This is a genomic window from Flagellimonas pelagia, assembly GCF_003584135.1.
Lineage (GTDB): Bacteria > Bacteroidota > Bacteroidia > Flavobacteriales > Flavobacteriaceae > Flagellimonas > Flagellimonas pelagia.
This window is the reverse complement of record NZ_QXFI01000026.1, coordinates 115,013-130,739: the sequence shown is the minus strand read 5'-3', so window position 1 is coordinate 130,739 and position 15,727 is coordinate 115,013. Positions and strand designations below refer to the sequence as shown.

The 15,727-nt window shown below is 44.6% G+C and carries 16 protein-coding genes; all 16 read left to right on the top strand.

Annotation, left to right across the window (positions count from 1 at the left end):
• The first annotated feature begins 20 nt into the window (after positions 1-20).
• The 16 genes from D2V05_RS10620 to D2V05_RS10545 all read left to right on the top strand — a co-directional run bounded on the left by D2V05_RS10620 (position 21) and on the right by D2V05_RS10545 (position 15,703).
• Complete coding sequence (locus D2V05_RS10620) at positions 21-1,022, top strand: AAA family ATPase (RefSeq protein WP_119647557.1); 1,002 nt, start codon at positions 21-23, stop codon at positions 1,020-1,022.
• 68 nt (positions 1,023-1,090) lie between these two features.
• Positions 1,091-1,957, top strand: a complete 867-nt coding sequence (locus D2V05_RS10615; protein WP_119647556.1) for a DUF58 domain-containing protein — start codon at positions 1,091-1,093, stop codon at positions 1,955-1,957.
• On the top strand, positions 1,957-3,618 hold the full coding sequence (locus D2V05_RS10610) for a BatD family protein (RefSeq protein ID WP_235855433.1): 1,662 nt from the start codon (positions 1,957-1,959) through the stop codon (positions 3,616-3,618). Before D2V05_RS10615 ends, D2V05_RS10610 begins: the two co-directional genes overlap by 1 nt.
• Positions 3,619-4,617: a vWA domain-containing protein gene (locus D2V05_RS10605; RefSeq protein ID WP_119647555.1), complete on the top strand. Its 999-nt coding sequence runs from the start codon at positions 3,619-3,621 to the stop codon at positions 4,615-4,617.
• Between the two features lie 3 nt (positions 4,618-4,620).
• Positions 4,621-5,667 (top strand): VWA domain-containing protein, encoded by a 1,047-nt coding sequence (locus D2V05_RS10600; protein ID WP_119647554.1) that lies wholly within the window; start codon positions 4,621-4,623, stop codon positions 5,665-5,667.
• Complete coding sequence (locus tag D2V05_RS10595; RefSeq protein ID WP_119647553.1) at positions 5,660-6,556, top strand: tetratricopeptide repeat protein; 897 nt, start codon at positions 5,660-5,662, stop codon at positions 6,554-6,556. Before D2V05_RS10600 ends, D2V05_RS10595 begins: the two co-directional genes overlap by 8 nt.
• The gene (locus D2V05_RS10590; RefSeq protein ID WP_119647552.1) at positions 6,556-8,340 is read left to right on the top strand and encodes a BatD family protein; all 1,785 of its coding nucleotides are present in this window, start codon (positions 6,556-6,558) and stop codon (positions 8,338-8,340) included. Before D2V05_RS10595 ends, D2V05_RS10590 begins: the two co-directional genes overlap by 1 nt.
• Positions 8,337-9,101 (top strand): tetratricopeptide repeat protein, encoded by a 765-nt coding sequence (locus tag D2V05_RS10585; protein WP_119647551.1) that lies wholly within the window; start codon positions 8,337-8,339, stop codon positions 9,099-9,101. The genes D2V05_RS10590 and D2V05_RS10585 overlap by 4 nt, the downstream gene beginning before the upstream one ends.
• Positions 9,102-9,154: 53 nt before the next feature.
• The gene (locus D2V05_RS10580) at positions 9,155-9,469 is read left to right on the top strand and encodes a hypothetical protein (protein ID WP_147378271.1); all 315 of its coding nucleotides are present in this window, start codon (positions 9,155-9,157) and stop codon (positions 9,467-9,469) included.
• Between the two features lie 76 nt (positions 9,470-9,545).
• A complete protein-coding gene (locus tag D2V05_RS10575) occupies positions 9,546-11,138 on the top strand; it encodes a SulP family inorganic anion transporter (RefSeq protein ID WP_119647549.1) in 1,593 nt (530 codons plus the stop codon).
• A complete protein-coding gene (locus D2V05_RS10570; RefSeq protein ID WP_119647548.1) occupies positions 11,135-11,761 on the top strand; it encodes a carbonic anhydrase family protein in 627 nt (208 codons plus the stop codon). Before D2V05_RS10575 ends, D2V05_RS10570 begins: the two co-directional genes overlap by 4 nt.
• Before the next feature lie 131 nt (positions 11,762-11,892).
• Positions 11,893-12,585 carry a hypothetical protein gene (locus tag D2V05_RS10565; RefSeq protein ID WP_119647547.1) on the top strand — a complete coding sequence of 231 codons (693 nt, stop codon included), beginning with the start codon at positions 11,893-11,895 and terminating at the stop codon, positions 12,583-12,585.
• Positions 12,578-13,594 carry a phenylalanine--tRNA ligase subunit alpha gene (gene pheS / locus D2V05_RS10560; RefSeq protein ID WP_119647546.1) on the top strand — a complete coding sequence of 339 codons (1,017 nt, stop codon included), beginning with the start codon at positions 12,578-12,580 and terminating at the stop codon, positions 13,592-13,594. The genes D2V05_RS10565 and pheS overlap by 8 nt, the downstream gene beginning before the upstream one ends.
• Before the next feature lie 9 nt (positions 13,595-13,603).
• Complete coding sequence (locus tag D2V05_RS10555) at positions 13,604-14,002, top strand: hypothetical protein (protein ID WP_119647545.1); 399 nt, start codon at positions 13,604-13,606, stop codon at positions 14,000-14,002.
• A 95-nt stretch (positions 14,003-14,097) separates the two neighbouring features.
• The gene (locus tag D2V05_RS10550; protein ID WP_119647544.1) at positions 14,098-14,583 is read left to right on the top strand and encodes a GbsR/MarR family transcriptional regulator; all 486 of its coding nucleotides are present in this window, start codon (positions 14,098-14,100) and stop codon (positions 14,581-14,583) included.
• A 49-nt stretch (positions 14,584-14,632) separates the two neighbouring features.
• Positions 14,633-15,703: an efflux RND transporter periplasmic adaptor subunit gene (locus D2V05_RS10545; RefSeq protein ID WP_119647543.1), complete on the top strand. Its 1,071-nt coding sequence runs from the start codon at positions 14,633-14,635 to the stop codon at positions 15,701-15,703.
• The last annotated feature ends 24 nt before the right edge of the window (positions 15,704-15,727 follow it).

Genomic DNA, 15,727 nt, shown 5'->3' with positions numbered 1-15,727 from the left:
CCAAACAACAGGAGCTTATAATGGAAGAAAACACTACTATCGATATTAGTGCTGTGAATGAGAAAATTGCCCAAGAAAGTGCCTTTATCGATCTTCTTACCACTGAAATGAACAAGGCCATCGTTGGCCAAAACCACATGGTCGAACGATTGTTGATCGGTCTCTTGGGAAAAGGACATATTCTTTTGGAAGGTGTCCCCGGACTGGCAAAAACATTGGCCATCAACACATTGGCAAAAGCCGTTAAAGGAAGTTTTAGCCGGATTCAGTTTACCCCCGACCTTTTGCCTGCCGACGTGATCGGTACATTGATTTACAACATCAAGGAGAACGATTTCTCCATCAAAAAGGGACCCATTTTTGCCAATTTCGTTTTGGCGGATGAGATCAACAGGGCCCCAGCTAAAGTGCAATCGGCCCTTTTGGAGGCCATGCAGGAAAAGCAGGTGACCATTGGGGACGAAACCTTTAAATTGGATGCGCCCTTTTTGGTAATGGCCACCCAAAACCCCGTGGAGCAGGAAGGAACCTACCCTCTACCCGAGGCACAGGTAGACCGTTTTATGCTGAAAACAGTAATCGATTATCCCAAGCTCAACGAGGAGCAACTCATCATCAGGCAAAATCTGAAAGGCGAAACCGAACCCATCAAAGCGGTGGTTTCCATCGAGCAGATCCTAAGGGCACAGAATACGGTACGGGACGTGTACATGGACGAGAAAATTGAAAAGTATATTCTTGATTTGATCTTCGCCACACGTTACCCTGAAAAATACAATTTGGAAAACTTGAAGCCCCTGATCAGTTTTGGTGCTTCACCAAGGGGTAGTATCAACTTGGCAAATGCTTCCAAGTGTTATGCCTTCATCAAACGTAGGGGCTACGTGGTCCCTGAGGATGTTAGGGCCGTGGTACACGATGTACTGCGACACAGGATCGGCATTACCTATGAAGCGGAGGCAGAAAACATTACTTCGGAAGAAATCATCAACAAGATCGTAAACGAGGTAGAAGTGCCGTAGCGGTTCAATGTTTCTCGGTGTAAGTAGCCATACTTTAAGCCAACCCGAAAACCTATTTCTTGAACCAGATGGATACAAAGGAACTACTAAAAAAAGTACGTAAGATTGAAATAAAGACCCGGCGTCTGTCCGACCATATTTTTGGTGGGGAGTACCATTCTACGTTCAAAGGTAGGGGTATGACCTTCAGTGAGGTAAGGCAGTACCAGTTCGGGGACGATGTAAGGAGTATCGATTGGAACGTGACCGCTCGCTACAACGAACCTTTTGTGAAGGTTTTTGAGGAGGAACGCGAATTGACCATGATGCTGATGGTCGATGTCAGTGGATCCGAATTGTTCGGAACTTCTAACCAGTTCAAAAAGGAGATCGTTACGGAGATTTCAGCCACACTTGCTTTCTCCGCCTTGCAGAACAACGACAAAGTGGGATTGATTCTCTTTTCCGATGAAGTGGAACTTTTCATCCCTCCGAAAAAAGGAAAGAGCCATGTGCTCCGTATCATTAGGGAGCTGTTGGAATTCACCCCAAAAAGCAGCAAGACGAACATTGCAGAGGCACTTAAGTTCCTGACCAATGTGATGAAGAAAAAAGCCATCGTATTCGTACTGTCCGATTTTATAGCCGACGATTACCAGAACACACTGCGTATTGTGGGCAATAAACACGATGTGACGGGCATACGGGTGTTCGATGAAAGGGAGGAGTCCATCCCCAATTTGGGCATGGTACAGATGCAAGATGCGGAAACCGGGGAATACCAATTGGTGAACACCCAATCCAAACGCGTTCGATACGCTTACGGACAATATTATAAAGACAAAGTAGCCTATTACACCGATTCGTTCACCAAGTCAGGTTGCGGGGTGATCAATTGCCGTACCGACGAAAGTTACGTACGAAAACTGTTGGGTTACTTTAAACGAAGGGCATAATGCAGAGTGAATTTTTACATAGCAGAAAGCGAAAGATCCTAGGCGTCTTCACGACGGCCCTTTTTGGCGTTCTTTTACTGCTGCCTTTGATGGGTCATTCCCAAACTGAACCAAAAGTTGAAGCAAAGGTGGACACCCTTGCCATCAAGATTGGGGAACAAATCCATTATACCATTACCGTGGATGCCGATTCTACCGCGGTGGTGAATTTTCCGGAAGGACAGACCTTTTCTCCTTTGGAGACCGTGGATGCCATCATGGCCGATACCATAAGGAACAAGGATCGGGTTACCCTGCAACGAATCTATGCCCTTACCCAGTTCGATAGTGGTGCCTACACCATTCCGCCACAGATCGTAACCATCAACGAACGCCAAATCTTTACGGATTCCTTCCGCGTTAAGGTAGCCGATGTTGCCGTGGATACCACCAAACAAAAGATGTACGACATCAAACCGCTCATCCAAGTGGAACGTAGTACGGCCGACATGTGGCTAACAGCACTATGGATCCTATTGGGACTAATCGTGGTCGGTGGATTGGTCTATTGGTTCTTCATCAGAAAAAAACCACTGACCGAAGAGGAAAAAGTGGCTTTGCTGCCCCCTTATGATCGGGCGCTTTTGGAACTCAAAAAATTGGAAAATTCCAAATACCTTATCCAAGACGAGTATAAACAATACTACTCCGAACTGACCAATATCGTTCGGATGTATCTAGAGGAAGATGTGCACCTGACCGCCATGGAAAGTACCACCTCGGAACTTATTGCCAAGTTGGAGATGCTGAAGGACTCGGGCGAACTCAAGTTGGAGGATAATACCATTGATCAGTTTCAAAAAATATTACAGACGGCGGATCTGGTGAAGTTTGCCAAGTCCAAACCCGCCACATTCGTTGCCGAACAGGATCGGAAATTGGTAGAGGAAATCGTGGTAAAGACCCACGAGGCACTTCCCGAACCCACCGAAGAAGACCTCATGCTCAATGAGGAATATTTGGCTGAACTCGCCAAGAAAAAACAACGCAAGAGAATTTATTTGGCGGCGGCCATATTCGCAGGAATCATCTTTTTGGGAGGTGCCTTCTCTGTGGCCTATTTTGGATTAAAACAGGTAAAAGACACTGTTTTTGGCTATCCCACAAAAGACCTTTTGGAAGGGGAATGGGTTTCCAGTTCGTACGGGTTCCCGCCTATTCAATTGGAGACACCGGATGTTTTGGTACGCCAGGATGTGAAGTTGCCAAAAGAGACCGAGAATCTGATCAAACAGCTCCAAGCCTTCTCATACGGTAGTTATGTAGGTATATTTTCGGTAAGCACAAGTTCCATCACCTATAAAGAAGAATCTGATCCCAATTTTGATGCTGCCATTAGTACCATTCTGTCCAATTTTGAAAAATTGGGTCTGAAGAACATCATCACCAAACAGGAAGAATTCACAACACAATCTGGCGTAAAGGGTATTAAGACCTACGGCACCGGAACTTTTGAGCCCCCTGCACAACAGGCGGGCAAAAAGGCCAAGTATAACATTCTGTCGTTTGGTGGCAAAGGTTTTATGCAACAAGTGGTAATCACTTGGGAAGATGGCGATGAGTATGCGGAACAGATCGTAGATCGAATATTGAACAGTTTGGACGTAAAAACACAGGCATAGATGTTTGAAAATATAGAATTTGCAAATCCTGAGTTCTTTTGGCTGCTTTTGTTGCTGCCACTGGCTTTGCTATGGTATTTTTTCAAGCGGAAAAATGAAATGGCGTCCCTTCGCATTTCGAGCATCAAGGGATTTACGGTGAACAATTGGGCCTCCAAGGCCAAGCCGGTTCTTTTCATTATGCGTTTGTTGGCACTGGCTGCCATTGTAACGGCACTTGCACGGCCACAGACCGAGGACATTTCCACCCGTACCAAGACCACCAAGGGTATTGATATTGTGATGGCCATCGACGTTTCATCCAGTATGTTGGCCCGCGACCTGAAACCCAATAGGCTTTCTGCCTTAAAGGAAGTTGCCGCCAACTTTATCAAGGAACGTCCCAACGATCGTATCGGTATTGTGGGCTATGCCGGGGAAAGCTATACCAAGACCCCGATCACCAGCGACAAGACGATCGTATTGAACGCCCTCAATGATATCACCTATGGTGAACTGGAAGACGGCACGGCCATTGGAATGGGGTTGGCCACGGCAGTAAACCGATTGAAGGAAAGCAAAGCGGTAAGTAAGGTCATCATCCTATTGACCGATGGGGTGAACAACTCCGGTTTCATTGAACCCAAGACCGCAGCCGATCTTGCCGTGGAATTCGGGATCAAAACCTATACCATTGGGTTGGGTACCAACGGAAACGCACTGTCGCCCATCGCCTATAACAGTGATGGTTCGTACCGATATGGCATGAGAGAGGTGCAAATCGACGAGGACCTGCTCAAGGAAATTGCGAATGTTACCGGCGGTAAATATTTCCGGGCAACGGACAACGAATCCTTGGAAGAAATCTATGACGAGATCAATAAATTGGAAAAAACGGAAATAGAGGAATTCAAATATTACAAGTACGAGGAAAAATTCCGCCCCTTGATATTTTTGGCAGGCATTTTTCTATTGTTGGAATGGGGATTGCGCAATTCCATATTTAAAAGTTTTATTTAAGGAATGATTCAGTTCGACGAAAAAATATATTTCTACCTTTTGGCCATTATCCCGGTAATGGTTCTGGCCTTCTTTTTTCTTCAAATCTGGAAAAAAAGGACCCAAAAACGATTCGCCAAGTCCAAATTGCTCAGGCGTTTGGCACCTAATCGTTCCAGTTTCAAATCAGCGGTTAAATTGGCTTTCCTCTTGGCGGGGCTTTCCTTTTTGATCCTTGGACTTGTGAACCCCAAGATAGGAACCAAATTAGAGACGGTAAAACGGGAAGGGGTCGATATTGTTTTCGCAATCGATGTGTCCAAAAGTATGTTGGCCGAGGATATTGCCCCCAACCGATTGGAAAAAGCAAAACGAATTGTTTCCGAAATCATCAACCAACTGGCAAGTGACCGTATCGGTATCATTGCCTATGCCGGGCAAGCATATCCGCAACTTCCGATCACCACGGACTATGGGGCGGCCAAAATGTTTTTGCAGAGCATGAACACCGACATGCTTTCCTCCCAAGGGACAGCCATTGATGCAGCCATTGATCTGGCAAGCACCTATTATGATGATTCCCAACAGACCAATAGGGTACTTTTCATTGTTTCCGATGGGGAGGATCACTCTGAAAGTTCCACAACGGCGGCAGTTGAAAATGCTACCCAAAATGGCATCCGGATCTTCACCATTGGGGTGGGAAAGGCGAAAGGTGCACCGATTCCCATCAAAAGAAATGGTATTGTGGAAAGCCTGAAAAAAGACAATCAGGGGGAAGTGGTCATCACCAAATTGAACGAGGCCATTCTTACCGACATTGCCGAAAGGGGCAATGGGGAATATATTGATGGTTCCAACACCGACGAGGCCGTGGAATACATCAAGGAACAACTGAACAGGATGGACAAGACCGAGTTTGAGGCCAAGCAGTTCGCGGAATACAAGGATCAATTCCAATGGTTCCTTGCTGCTGGATTTTTATTTCTATTTTTGGACATCTTCGTTCTGGACAGAAAAACCCAATGGTTGAAAAAACTAAATCTTTTTAATGAGCATGATGATGACTAAGATAAGATTGGTGTTTGGACTATTGCTTTGTTTTGGGTGGGTACAAGCACAGGATGATGCAGCCGAAAAGGCACAAAAAGAAGCCGAAAAGGCCCTGAGGGCTTCCACGAATCTCACATACGAAGCCAACCAAGAGCTTACCGCCAATGATTTTGTGGGTGCTGAATCCGAATACAGAAGGGCTATTTCCAAAAGCGACAAAAACGCAGCAGCACCCTTTAATTTGGGAAATGCATACTATAACAGGGAAAGTTATGGTGAAGCTTTCGGCCGATACAAACAAGCAGGGGAGGCTGCAGAAGACAAAGCCGAAAAACATAAGGCCTTCCATAACATGGGCAACGTGTTCATGAAGAACAAGGAATACGAAAAAGCCGTGGAGGCCTACAAGGAAGCTTTGCGGAACGATCCCAACGACGAGGAAACCCGTTACAACCTGGCCCTTGCCAAGAAAATGTTGGAAAAACAACAAGACGAGCAAAAGAACGACCAAGACCAAAACAAGGACAACCAGGACAAGCAGGACCAAAAAGACAAGGACCAAGACAAGCAGGACCAGAAAAACGAAGGCGGCGACAACGACAAGCAGGACGAGGGCAAACAGAACGAGGACGAGAACAAGGACAAGGGAGATCAGGGAGATAATGGGGAGGACAAGCCCGAGGAGAACCAAAAGGGAGACGGTGACCAAAAGAAAGAGCAGGAGAAAAAACCCAACGAAGGAGATCAGCCCCAAGACCAAAAACAGCAGCCTAGACCCAACCAATTGTCCAAGCAACAGATACAAAACCTGCTAGAGGCCATGCAGAACGAAGAGAAAAAGGTGCAGGAAAAGATGGAGGCCAGAAAGGTACGTGGACAAAAAGTTAAAAACGAAAAAGACTGGTAATGAAGAGGCTAAGGGGCAACATATTACTTTTCTTGGCGATGGTGTTCCTATCGGGTTCCATGGTCCATGCCCAGGACGATGAGGTTACCTTTACCATGAACCTCAGCAAGGAGAAGCTCGGGATAAATGAACGCCTCCGTGTCGATTTTACCATGAACAAGGACGGGGATAATTTTACTCCGCCTGCCTTTGAAAATTTCAAGGTGGTCATGGGCCCTTCACAATCCATAAGTTCTTCTTGGATCAATGGTAAACGCACTTTTTCCAAAACCTACACATACATCCTTTTACCTACTGCGAGGGGAAATTTTACGATTCAACAGGCTACAATAGAAATTGCAGGCGAAACCTATAAAACAACCCCAAAAACTGTGGAGGTCACCGCGGCGGTGGATAGGCCCAATGGTGAAAAGACAGTGGACGATGTCGCAGACGAAAGCCTTCACTTGGTGGCAGAGGTTTCAAAGGACAACCCCTATTTGAACGAAGCCGTGACCGTGGTCTACAAGCTTTACGTTAGTCCGGATATCAGCGTGACCAACTATCGCCCGTTGGACAATCCCACTTACAACAATTTTTGGAGCCAAGATATACCTGTTACCAAACACACCGCGCAAAATGGCACTTATGAAGGGAAGCCATTTCGCTATGTGGTGCTGAAACGCGTGGTACTATATCCACAAAAGTCGGGTCAATTGGAGATCGAGCCACTTTCCTTGGAAATTTTTGTGGATGTTCCCACCAATCGAAGGGACTTTTTTGGTGGAAGAATCTATACCCAGACCAGTAAAACGGTATCGGCAGGTAATAGGACCATCAACGTGAAGCCCCTGCCCGAAGCTGGAAAACCAGTAGATTTTAGTGGTGCCGTAGGTGATTTTGAATTCAGTGTGACCACGAGCAAGGACCAATTGAATGCCTCGGAATCGCTTCAGGCCAAAGTTGAGATTTCCGGTAAAGGAAATTTGAAACTATTCCAATTGCCTAAACCAGAACTACCCAGTTCGTTGGAAGTTTACGACCCAGAACACGAGGAGGACATCAATACATATAGCACAGGAATGGAAGGTAAAGTGGTTGACAACTACACCATAGTACCCTCGTTTAGGGGTAAATATCCCATTCCCAGTATTCCGTTCAGTTATTTCAACCCTGCAACAGGCAAGTATGTGACCTTGCATTCCGACGAAATCAATATTGAGGTGATGGAAGGCCCTGTAAGTTCTGCGGACAACCTCGCTACTGGCTCATCGACCAACAAGCAATTGGTGGTGCCAACGGGCAAGCAGTTTCACTTCCTAAAATTAAACCCGAATCTAGGTCCTTTGAAAATATCCTGCTTTTTTGGTTCCAAGGCCTTCTATATGTGGTTGTTCTTACCGCTGCTATTGATTCCTCTTGCCATTTTAGTTTTTAAGAAAAGGGAGGCCATGGCCAGTGATGTGATTGGAAACAAGATCAAACAGGCCAACAGATTGGCCAAAAAATACCTCTCTGCAGCCAAAAGAGACCTTGGCAACAAAGAAGCCTTTTATGTAGCGCTCGAAAAAGGCTTGCACAACTATCTCAAAGCCAAGTTGAACATCGAGACTACCGAGTTCAGTAAAGAAAAGATTACTGGCATTTTGAAAGGAAAACAAGTGGACCAAGAAGATATCCAAGGGTTCATTGGTCTGCTCACCAGTTGTGAAATGGCCCGTTACAGCCCCTACACACAAGTGCAGATGCAGAACGATTATGACAAAGCAAGTGAAGTAATCTCTAAATTGGACAAGCAATTATGAGCATAAAGACGTTATTCATATGGATGTCCCTTTTCTATTTGTCCACAGGGTTCGCTCAAAATGAGACCTTGTTCTCACAAGCCACGGAATATTATAACAATGGTCAATATTCCAAGGCCATTGAAAACTATAAGGCCATCTTGGAAAATGGCGAACATTCTGCATCCCTCTACTTTAATATGGGGAATTGTTATTACAAACTGAACAATATAGGCCCGAGTATTTACTATTACGAAAAAGCCCTTTTATTGGCCCCAAACGATAGTGAGATCCTCAACAACTTGACCTATGCCCAAAACATGCGTTTGGACGCCATTGAGGAAATGCCCAAAACGGAGATTTCCAAGATTTACAACGGTATTATAAATCTTTTTTCCTGCAACCAATGGGCATATCTTGCCGTAGCGTTGGTCCTGCTGTTCGTTATCCTCTATCTAACCTACTTTTTTCTTAGAAGTGCCAACAAAAAGCGGATTTCTTTTATAGCGAGTATATTTTCCATAACGCTTGGTGTGTTCTGTGTGTTGATGGCATATCTTCAGCAGCAACAGGAGAAAAAAGATGACCCCGCCATTGTGTTCAGCAAGGAAGTAAAAGTCTCTTCGGAGCCCAATAAAAACAGTGAGGCTGTCTTTACCCTTCATGAAGGCACCAAGGTAAATGTCCTTGAAGAGCTGGATGGGTGGGAAAAAATATGGATTGCTGATGGGCAAACCGGGTGGCTTTTGAGCGATAATATTAAGAAAATCAAGGACTTTTAGTCAAAAAAGTATCTTGGTATTCATATTTCTTTATTTTTACAAAAAATGGTCCTGTGCTAAAAAAATTGGTTTTTCCTATTTTATCCATGTTATTGATGGGTTGTCTTTTGGCATCGCCACTGATACCTTTTTTGGATAAAGAATTGGGCAAGACTATGGCTTTTGGCTCATCCGAAGAGGAGAAAAGCAATAAAAAAGAAGAAGCCGAAAAGAACTTTGATGAATTGGACCTTTACCTGAAGAATTATATTGATGTTTCCTTTTTTCAGGTCCCACAACAACGTACAATCTGTTCTGCAGGGTATGTTTTCCCCTCCCTGGAGTTTTCCATGGAGATCCTTGACCCTCCTCCCAAGAAATTGATCTAAGACCCATCTTTATTTAAATCAATCTCTAACCTTCTCTTAGGGTCAACCTCCCAAGGAGAACCTAACTTATTTATTCATGTTCAAGTATATTAAAAATGACTTGCCAGCCAGTATCGTGGTGTTCTTTGTGGCCCTTCCACTTTGTTTGGGCATCGCACTGGCCAGCGGGGCACCTCTGTTCTCAGGGCTCATTGCCGGAATCATAGGAGGAATTGTGGTGGGCGCCCTTAGTGGTTCACAGATTGGGGTAAGTGGACCGGCTGCCGGTTTGGCCGCCATTGTACTTACTGCTATCGGGACCTTGGGTGGGTATCAAAACTTTTTGGTCGCTGTGGTAATCGGTGGCCTCATCCAGATACTGTTTGGTGTTCTAAGGGCGGGGATTATTGCTTATTACTTCCCCTCTTCCGTTATTAAGGGAATGCTCACAGGTATCGGAATCATCATTATCTTAAAACAGATTCCCCATTTTTTTGGGTACGATGCCGATCCCGAAGGAGACTGGGCCTTTTTTCAAGTGGATGGTGAAAACACCTTCAGTGAAATTGTCAATACTATCAATTCCATAAGCCCTGGCGCTTCCCTTATAGCTATAATTGCCCTGGGCATTTTAATCCTTTGGAACCAAGTATTGAGCAAAAAAGCAAAGATTTTCGAATTAGTCCAAGGTCCATTGGTTGCCGTGGTATTGGGCATACTTTATTATACCTTCACCAAAGGTGAGGCTATTTGGGGGATTGCAGATGAACATTTGGTAAGAGTACCTGTTCCTGAAGGTTTTGAATCTTTTATCGGATTGTTCAGTTTTCCCAATTTTTCAGCCATAACCAATACCGAAATTTGGATCACGGCCTTTACCATGGCTTTGGTGGCCAGTTTGGAAACACTTTTGTGCGTGGAAGCCACGGACAAACTCGACCCTCTAAAAAGAGTAACCCCTGCCAATCGTGAGCTTGTGGCCCAAGGAGTGGGAAACAGTCTTTCCGGTCTCATTGGCGGTTTGCCCGTTACCCAAGTAATTGTGCGCAGCTCCGCCAATATCCAATCTGGAGGGAGAACCAAACTTTCCGCCATTCTGCATGGCTTTTTGCTTCTTGCTTCTGTATTGATCATTCCGAGGCTACTTAATATGATTCCCCTTTCTGTGTTGGCGGCCATACTTTTTATTGTTGGTTATAAACTGGCCAAGCCCAGTTTGTTCAAAACCATGTTCAAAGCAGGATGGAAACAATTTATTCCTTTTATCGTGACCGTGGTCGGAATCGTATTTGCGGATCTTTTGGTGGGCATTACCCTTGGCTTGGGTGTGGGTATCATTGTAATTCTGATCAAAAGCTACCAAAACTCCCACTTTCTTCATATCCAAGAAAAGGGGAATGATGGGCATCGCATTAAAATGACTTTGGCCGAGGAGGTCACTTTCTTCAATAAAGGGGCAATCCTAAAAGAATTGGATCGCATTCCGGAAAATTCATATCTTGAATTGGATGTTGCCAACACCAAATATTTGGACAATGACATCATTGAAATACTACAAGATTTTGGGAGTAAGGCAAAAAACAGGAATATTCACATTAAATTGGTCTCGGAAAGAGGCATTGTGGACAATCCGGAAGACTATATCCAATTTTTTAAGAAACCAAAAAACCAGCATAACAATAGCAAATGAAAGCACATACCAAAGAAACGCAATCGACCATGTCGCCCGAAAAAGCCCTTCAATTTTTGAAAGAGGGCAATGAGCGTTTTCAAAATAATCTTAAGGCCAACAGAAACCTTTTACAGCAAGTGAACGAAACCAAGGATGGGCAATTTCCTTTTGCCACCATCCTAAGCTGTATCGACTCTAGGGTATCGGCCGAATTGGTCTTCGATCAAGGTTTGGGAGATATTTTTAGTATTAGAATCGCAGGGAATTTTGTGAACCAAGACATTTTGGGGAGCATGGAATTTGCCTGTAAATTGGCAGGCACCAAATTGGTAGTCGTGCTCGGGCATACGAGTTGTGGGGCGGTAAAAGGCGCCTGCGATCATGCTCGGTTGGGTAACCTCACCGCCTTGATTAATAAGATTGAACCTGCGGTGTTTGCCACCAAGGAACCCAAGGACGAAGAGCTTCGTAACTCCAAAAATATGGAATTCGTGGATGCCGTAGCAGTAAAGAATGTGGAGATGGCCTTGGAAAATATTAGGAACCAAAGCGTAATCCTGAAAGAAATGGAACAAAAAGGGGAAATCGCCATTGTTGGTGCCATGTACGACCTTTCTGATGGTAAGGTCACCTTTTTATAAAATTGAAGATCTTAAAAAGGCCGGTGAACAAGTTCACCGGCCTTTTTGTTTAGAGTCTTTTCTACTCAAATAATTTGCACCCTATCTGACCAATCCCTTATTTTATCTTTTCAAAAGAATTCCCCAAAACCATGTTTGCACTAAAATTTCCGAATGACTCCGGTCCCATTTATCTGGAAACCATGGAAGGTCGCTTTCCTGTGGAACCTTTCAATACCTTCAGCAACCTGGTTTTCTTGGCCCTCATCATTTACTGGGGAATCAAGGTCTATAAAAATCCAAAGCAGCATTTGTTTTTGGCTTGGATGATTCCCATAATCGCCATTAGTTACGTGGGCGGCACCGTTTATCACGCCACAAGGAGTCATGAATTTTGGTTGCGGTTGGATTGGATGCCCATTTTGTTCCTATGTGTGGCACTGGTGGTCTATTTTATTTTCAAACTGGTCGGTACTTGGTGGAAACGAATCTTGCTCATCGCTTTGGTTTTGGGTGCCTCGTACCTATTGAGGATACTTCCCATTCCCCCGGGCCTTCGGATTTCCTTGGGCTATGTCATCAGCGCGGGGACCATCTTGTTGCCCATTGTATGGTACTTGGTAAGGACCCGGGGCAGGAATCTATACTTGGTCATCCTTGCCTTTGGAATTTTTGGGGTTGCCCTCACGTTCAGGATCCTGGACAAATCGCAAACCTTGTTCCCTATGGGAACACATTGGTTGTGGCATTTTTTCGGTGGAATTGCGGTACATTTCCTAATGGCCTATATATTCAAGGACAATTTGCTAAATTTGTCGGCCAATAGTGCCATCGAACATGATTGAGACCATAAAGGAACACCTTGCAGAAGTAGAAAAATTCACTTCAACCTCGAAAGAAGAAATAGAAGCTTTCCGAATCAAATATTTGGGAAAGAAAGGTCTGTTGAATAGCTTCTTTGCGGAGTTCAAGAACGTACCGAACGACCAAAAGAAGGAATTTGGCCAGGTCATCAATGAGTTGAAGAATTCTGCCACGGACAAGGTGAATGTCCTTAAGGAAGCCTTGGAAAGTCAAGTTGAAGAAGGAAAATATGGAGACCTTACCCGTCCTGGTGAACCCATGGAAATTGGGGTGAGACATCCAATCTCCATTGTCAAGAACCGAATCATCGATATTTTTTCAAGGATTGGGTTCAATGTTTCCGAAGGACCCGAAATTGAGGACGACTGGCATAACTTTACCGCATTGAACCTTCCCGAATACCATCCGGCAAGGGACATGCAGGACACTTTTTTCATTCAAACCGATCCAGATATCCTGTTGCGTACCCATACCTCATCGGTGCAGGTAAGGTATATGGAGAGCCATAAGCCGCCCATCCGGACCATTTCCCCGGGAAGGGTATACCGCAATGAGGCCATTTCTGCACGTTCCCATTGTTTCTTCCATCAGGTTGAGGGCTTGTATGTGGACAAAAACGTATCCTTTGCGGATTTGAAACAGACCCTACAATACTTCACTTCCGAAATGTTCGGCAAGTCGAAAATCCGATTGCGACCATCCTATTTTCCGTTCACGGAACCCAGTGCCGAGGTAGATGTGTATTGGGGCCTAGAGACTGAAACCGATTACCGTATGACCAAGGGAACCGGTTGGTTGGAGATTATGGGCTGCGGTATGGTGGACCCGAACGTGCTAAAAAATTGTGGTATCGATTCAGAGGTGTATTCCGGTTTTGCCTTCGGAATGGGTATCGACCGAATTGCCTTGCTTTTGCATCAAATTTCGGACATCCGCTTGCTCAGTGAGAACGATGTTCGCTTTTTGGAGCAGTTTAAAAGTGCCTTGTAGACCAACTTTATGAAAAAGGATATTGAAATTCCCGTTGCTAAGGAGGTCCACATTGTGATCATTCGTGAGTGGAACGATGAGTTTCTATCCAAAGATTGGAATGCCTACCTGATCAATAACAGAAATGACGCCATTGAAATGGCCATTGTAGTTTCCAAAGGCTTTGATGGGGATATAAAAACCTCCACAATGCGGCATGGAATTGGTTATCTTGAACCGAAAACTTTTAGAAAGGTTGAATTGATCCAGGAAGATGTGCTGGCACTTAACAATGAGTTCTTTGTTACCTTTTTTGCCGAAAACAAATTGTTCGAAAAAAGATTTCTATTCCCCAAGCATACCATAACTGAAGAAAAGCTTACCAACATCCCAATTATGGGTCAAGAAGGTATTCTTTCCGAGTACTGATTTTGAACACGGAATTTTATTTAACAAATATTTAAGTTCGTTTGGTTTTGTTTGTTCCGAACCAAAATTAATTTTGCTTCTTCAAAAATCCTTTTATGGAAAAATCGAAGGAAGAAATCATCGAGACCTTAGGGCTCCATTTGGAAGAGCAACAGAACTTACCTCCTTTGGCGGCACGTATTTATGCCATCATGGTCTTGTCCGATGAAGATGGGCTCACCTTTGAGGATTGCTTGGAAAAAAGAGGGGCGAGTAAAAGCTCCACTTCCACTTCCTTGAACCTATTACTCAAAATGGGCATCATTACCTATTTCACAAAGCCTGGAGATCGAAGGCGTTATTTCACCTTGGCCAAAAAGAAGACTTTTTTCCTTACCAAGCTGCAGGAATTCCTTAAACGTTTGGAGGCTGAAAAATCCGTTATCACCTTGGTCATGGACTATCATAAAAAACATTGTCCAAAAAAGTTTGAAGAAGGCAAGGAAAGAACAGGCGTTTATCTGGATTATATGACCGATAGTGAAAAACTCCTGCAAAAGTCCATTGCAAAATTTGAGGCCATAGAACTAAAAGAAAATTGAACACCCAACGATAAAACCCAACAATAACCCTAACAACGTTAGACCGTACATGAAAACAATCAAGTCAATATTTGTATTAGCAGGAATGGCAGTACTCATGTCCTGTGGTGGTAAGACCCAACAGCAGGCCGCTGCCCCGGTACCCTCGCTAAAAGTGACCTCCCTGAAAAAAGAGGACATCACCATATACAACACCTATTCCACCACCATGCAAGGACAACAGAACGTTGAAATTTGGCCCAAAGTCTCAGGATTTGTCCAAAACATCTATGTGGAAGAAGGCCAAAAGGTGAAAAAGGGACAGTTATTGTTTAAACTGGAGACACAGACCCTGTCCCAAGATGCCAAAGCAGCCCAAGCAGCCGTGAATGTGGCCCAGGTAGAGGTTAACAAATTGGTTCCCTTGGTAGAAAAGGGCATCATCAGCAATGTGCAATTGGAAACGGCAAAAGCCCAATTGGAACAGGCCAAGAGCAATTATAACAGTATTTCCGCCAATATTGGATATTCCAACATCATCAGTCCGGTCAACGGATATATTGGGGAGCTTCCCTACAAAGTAGGTGCCTTGGTCAGCAGTAACATGGGGGAACCCTTGACCATGGTTTCCGACATCAGTAGTGTGCGTGCCTATTTCTCCATGAACGAAAAAGAACTTTTGGAAATGAAAAAGCAAATGGCCTCCACCGGCACGGGAATTTCCGCGGATGCCTCCCCAGAAGTGGAACTGGTCATGATCAATGGCGAAACTTACCCCCACAAAGGGAAAATTGCCATGGTAAACAATCTTATCAATTCAACCACAGGAAGCGTCACCCTAAGGGCCGATTTTGACAATCCTGACTTATTATTGAGTTCCGGGAGCACCGGCACCATCAAGGTTCCTTCCAATTTTGAAGGCGTTTGGGTAATTCCCCAATTTGCCACTGTGGACCGACAAGGTACCAAAATGGTTTTTATATTGAACGATGACAACACCGTGACCACAAAGCCACTTTCCATTGTGGCCCAAACGGACACCCAGTTTATCGTATCCGAAGGTTTTGAAGAAGGCACCACCCTTGTTACCGAAGGGGTTTCCAAACTAAGGGATGGACAGACCATCAACCCTGTTAAATAACTAATCCAACAATCTCACAAGAAC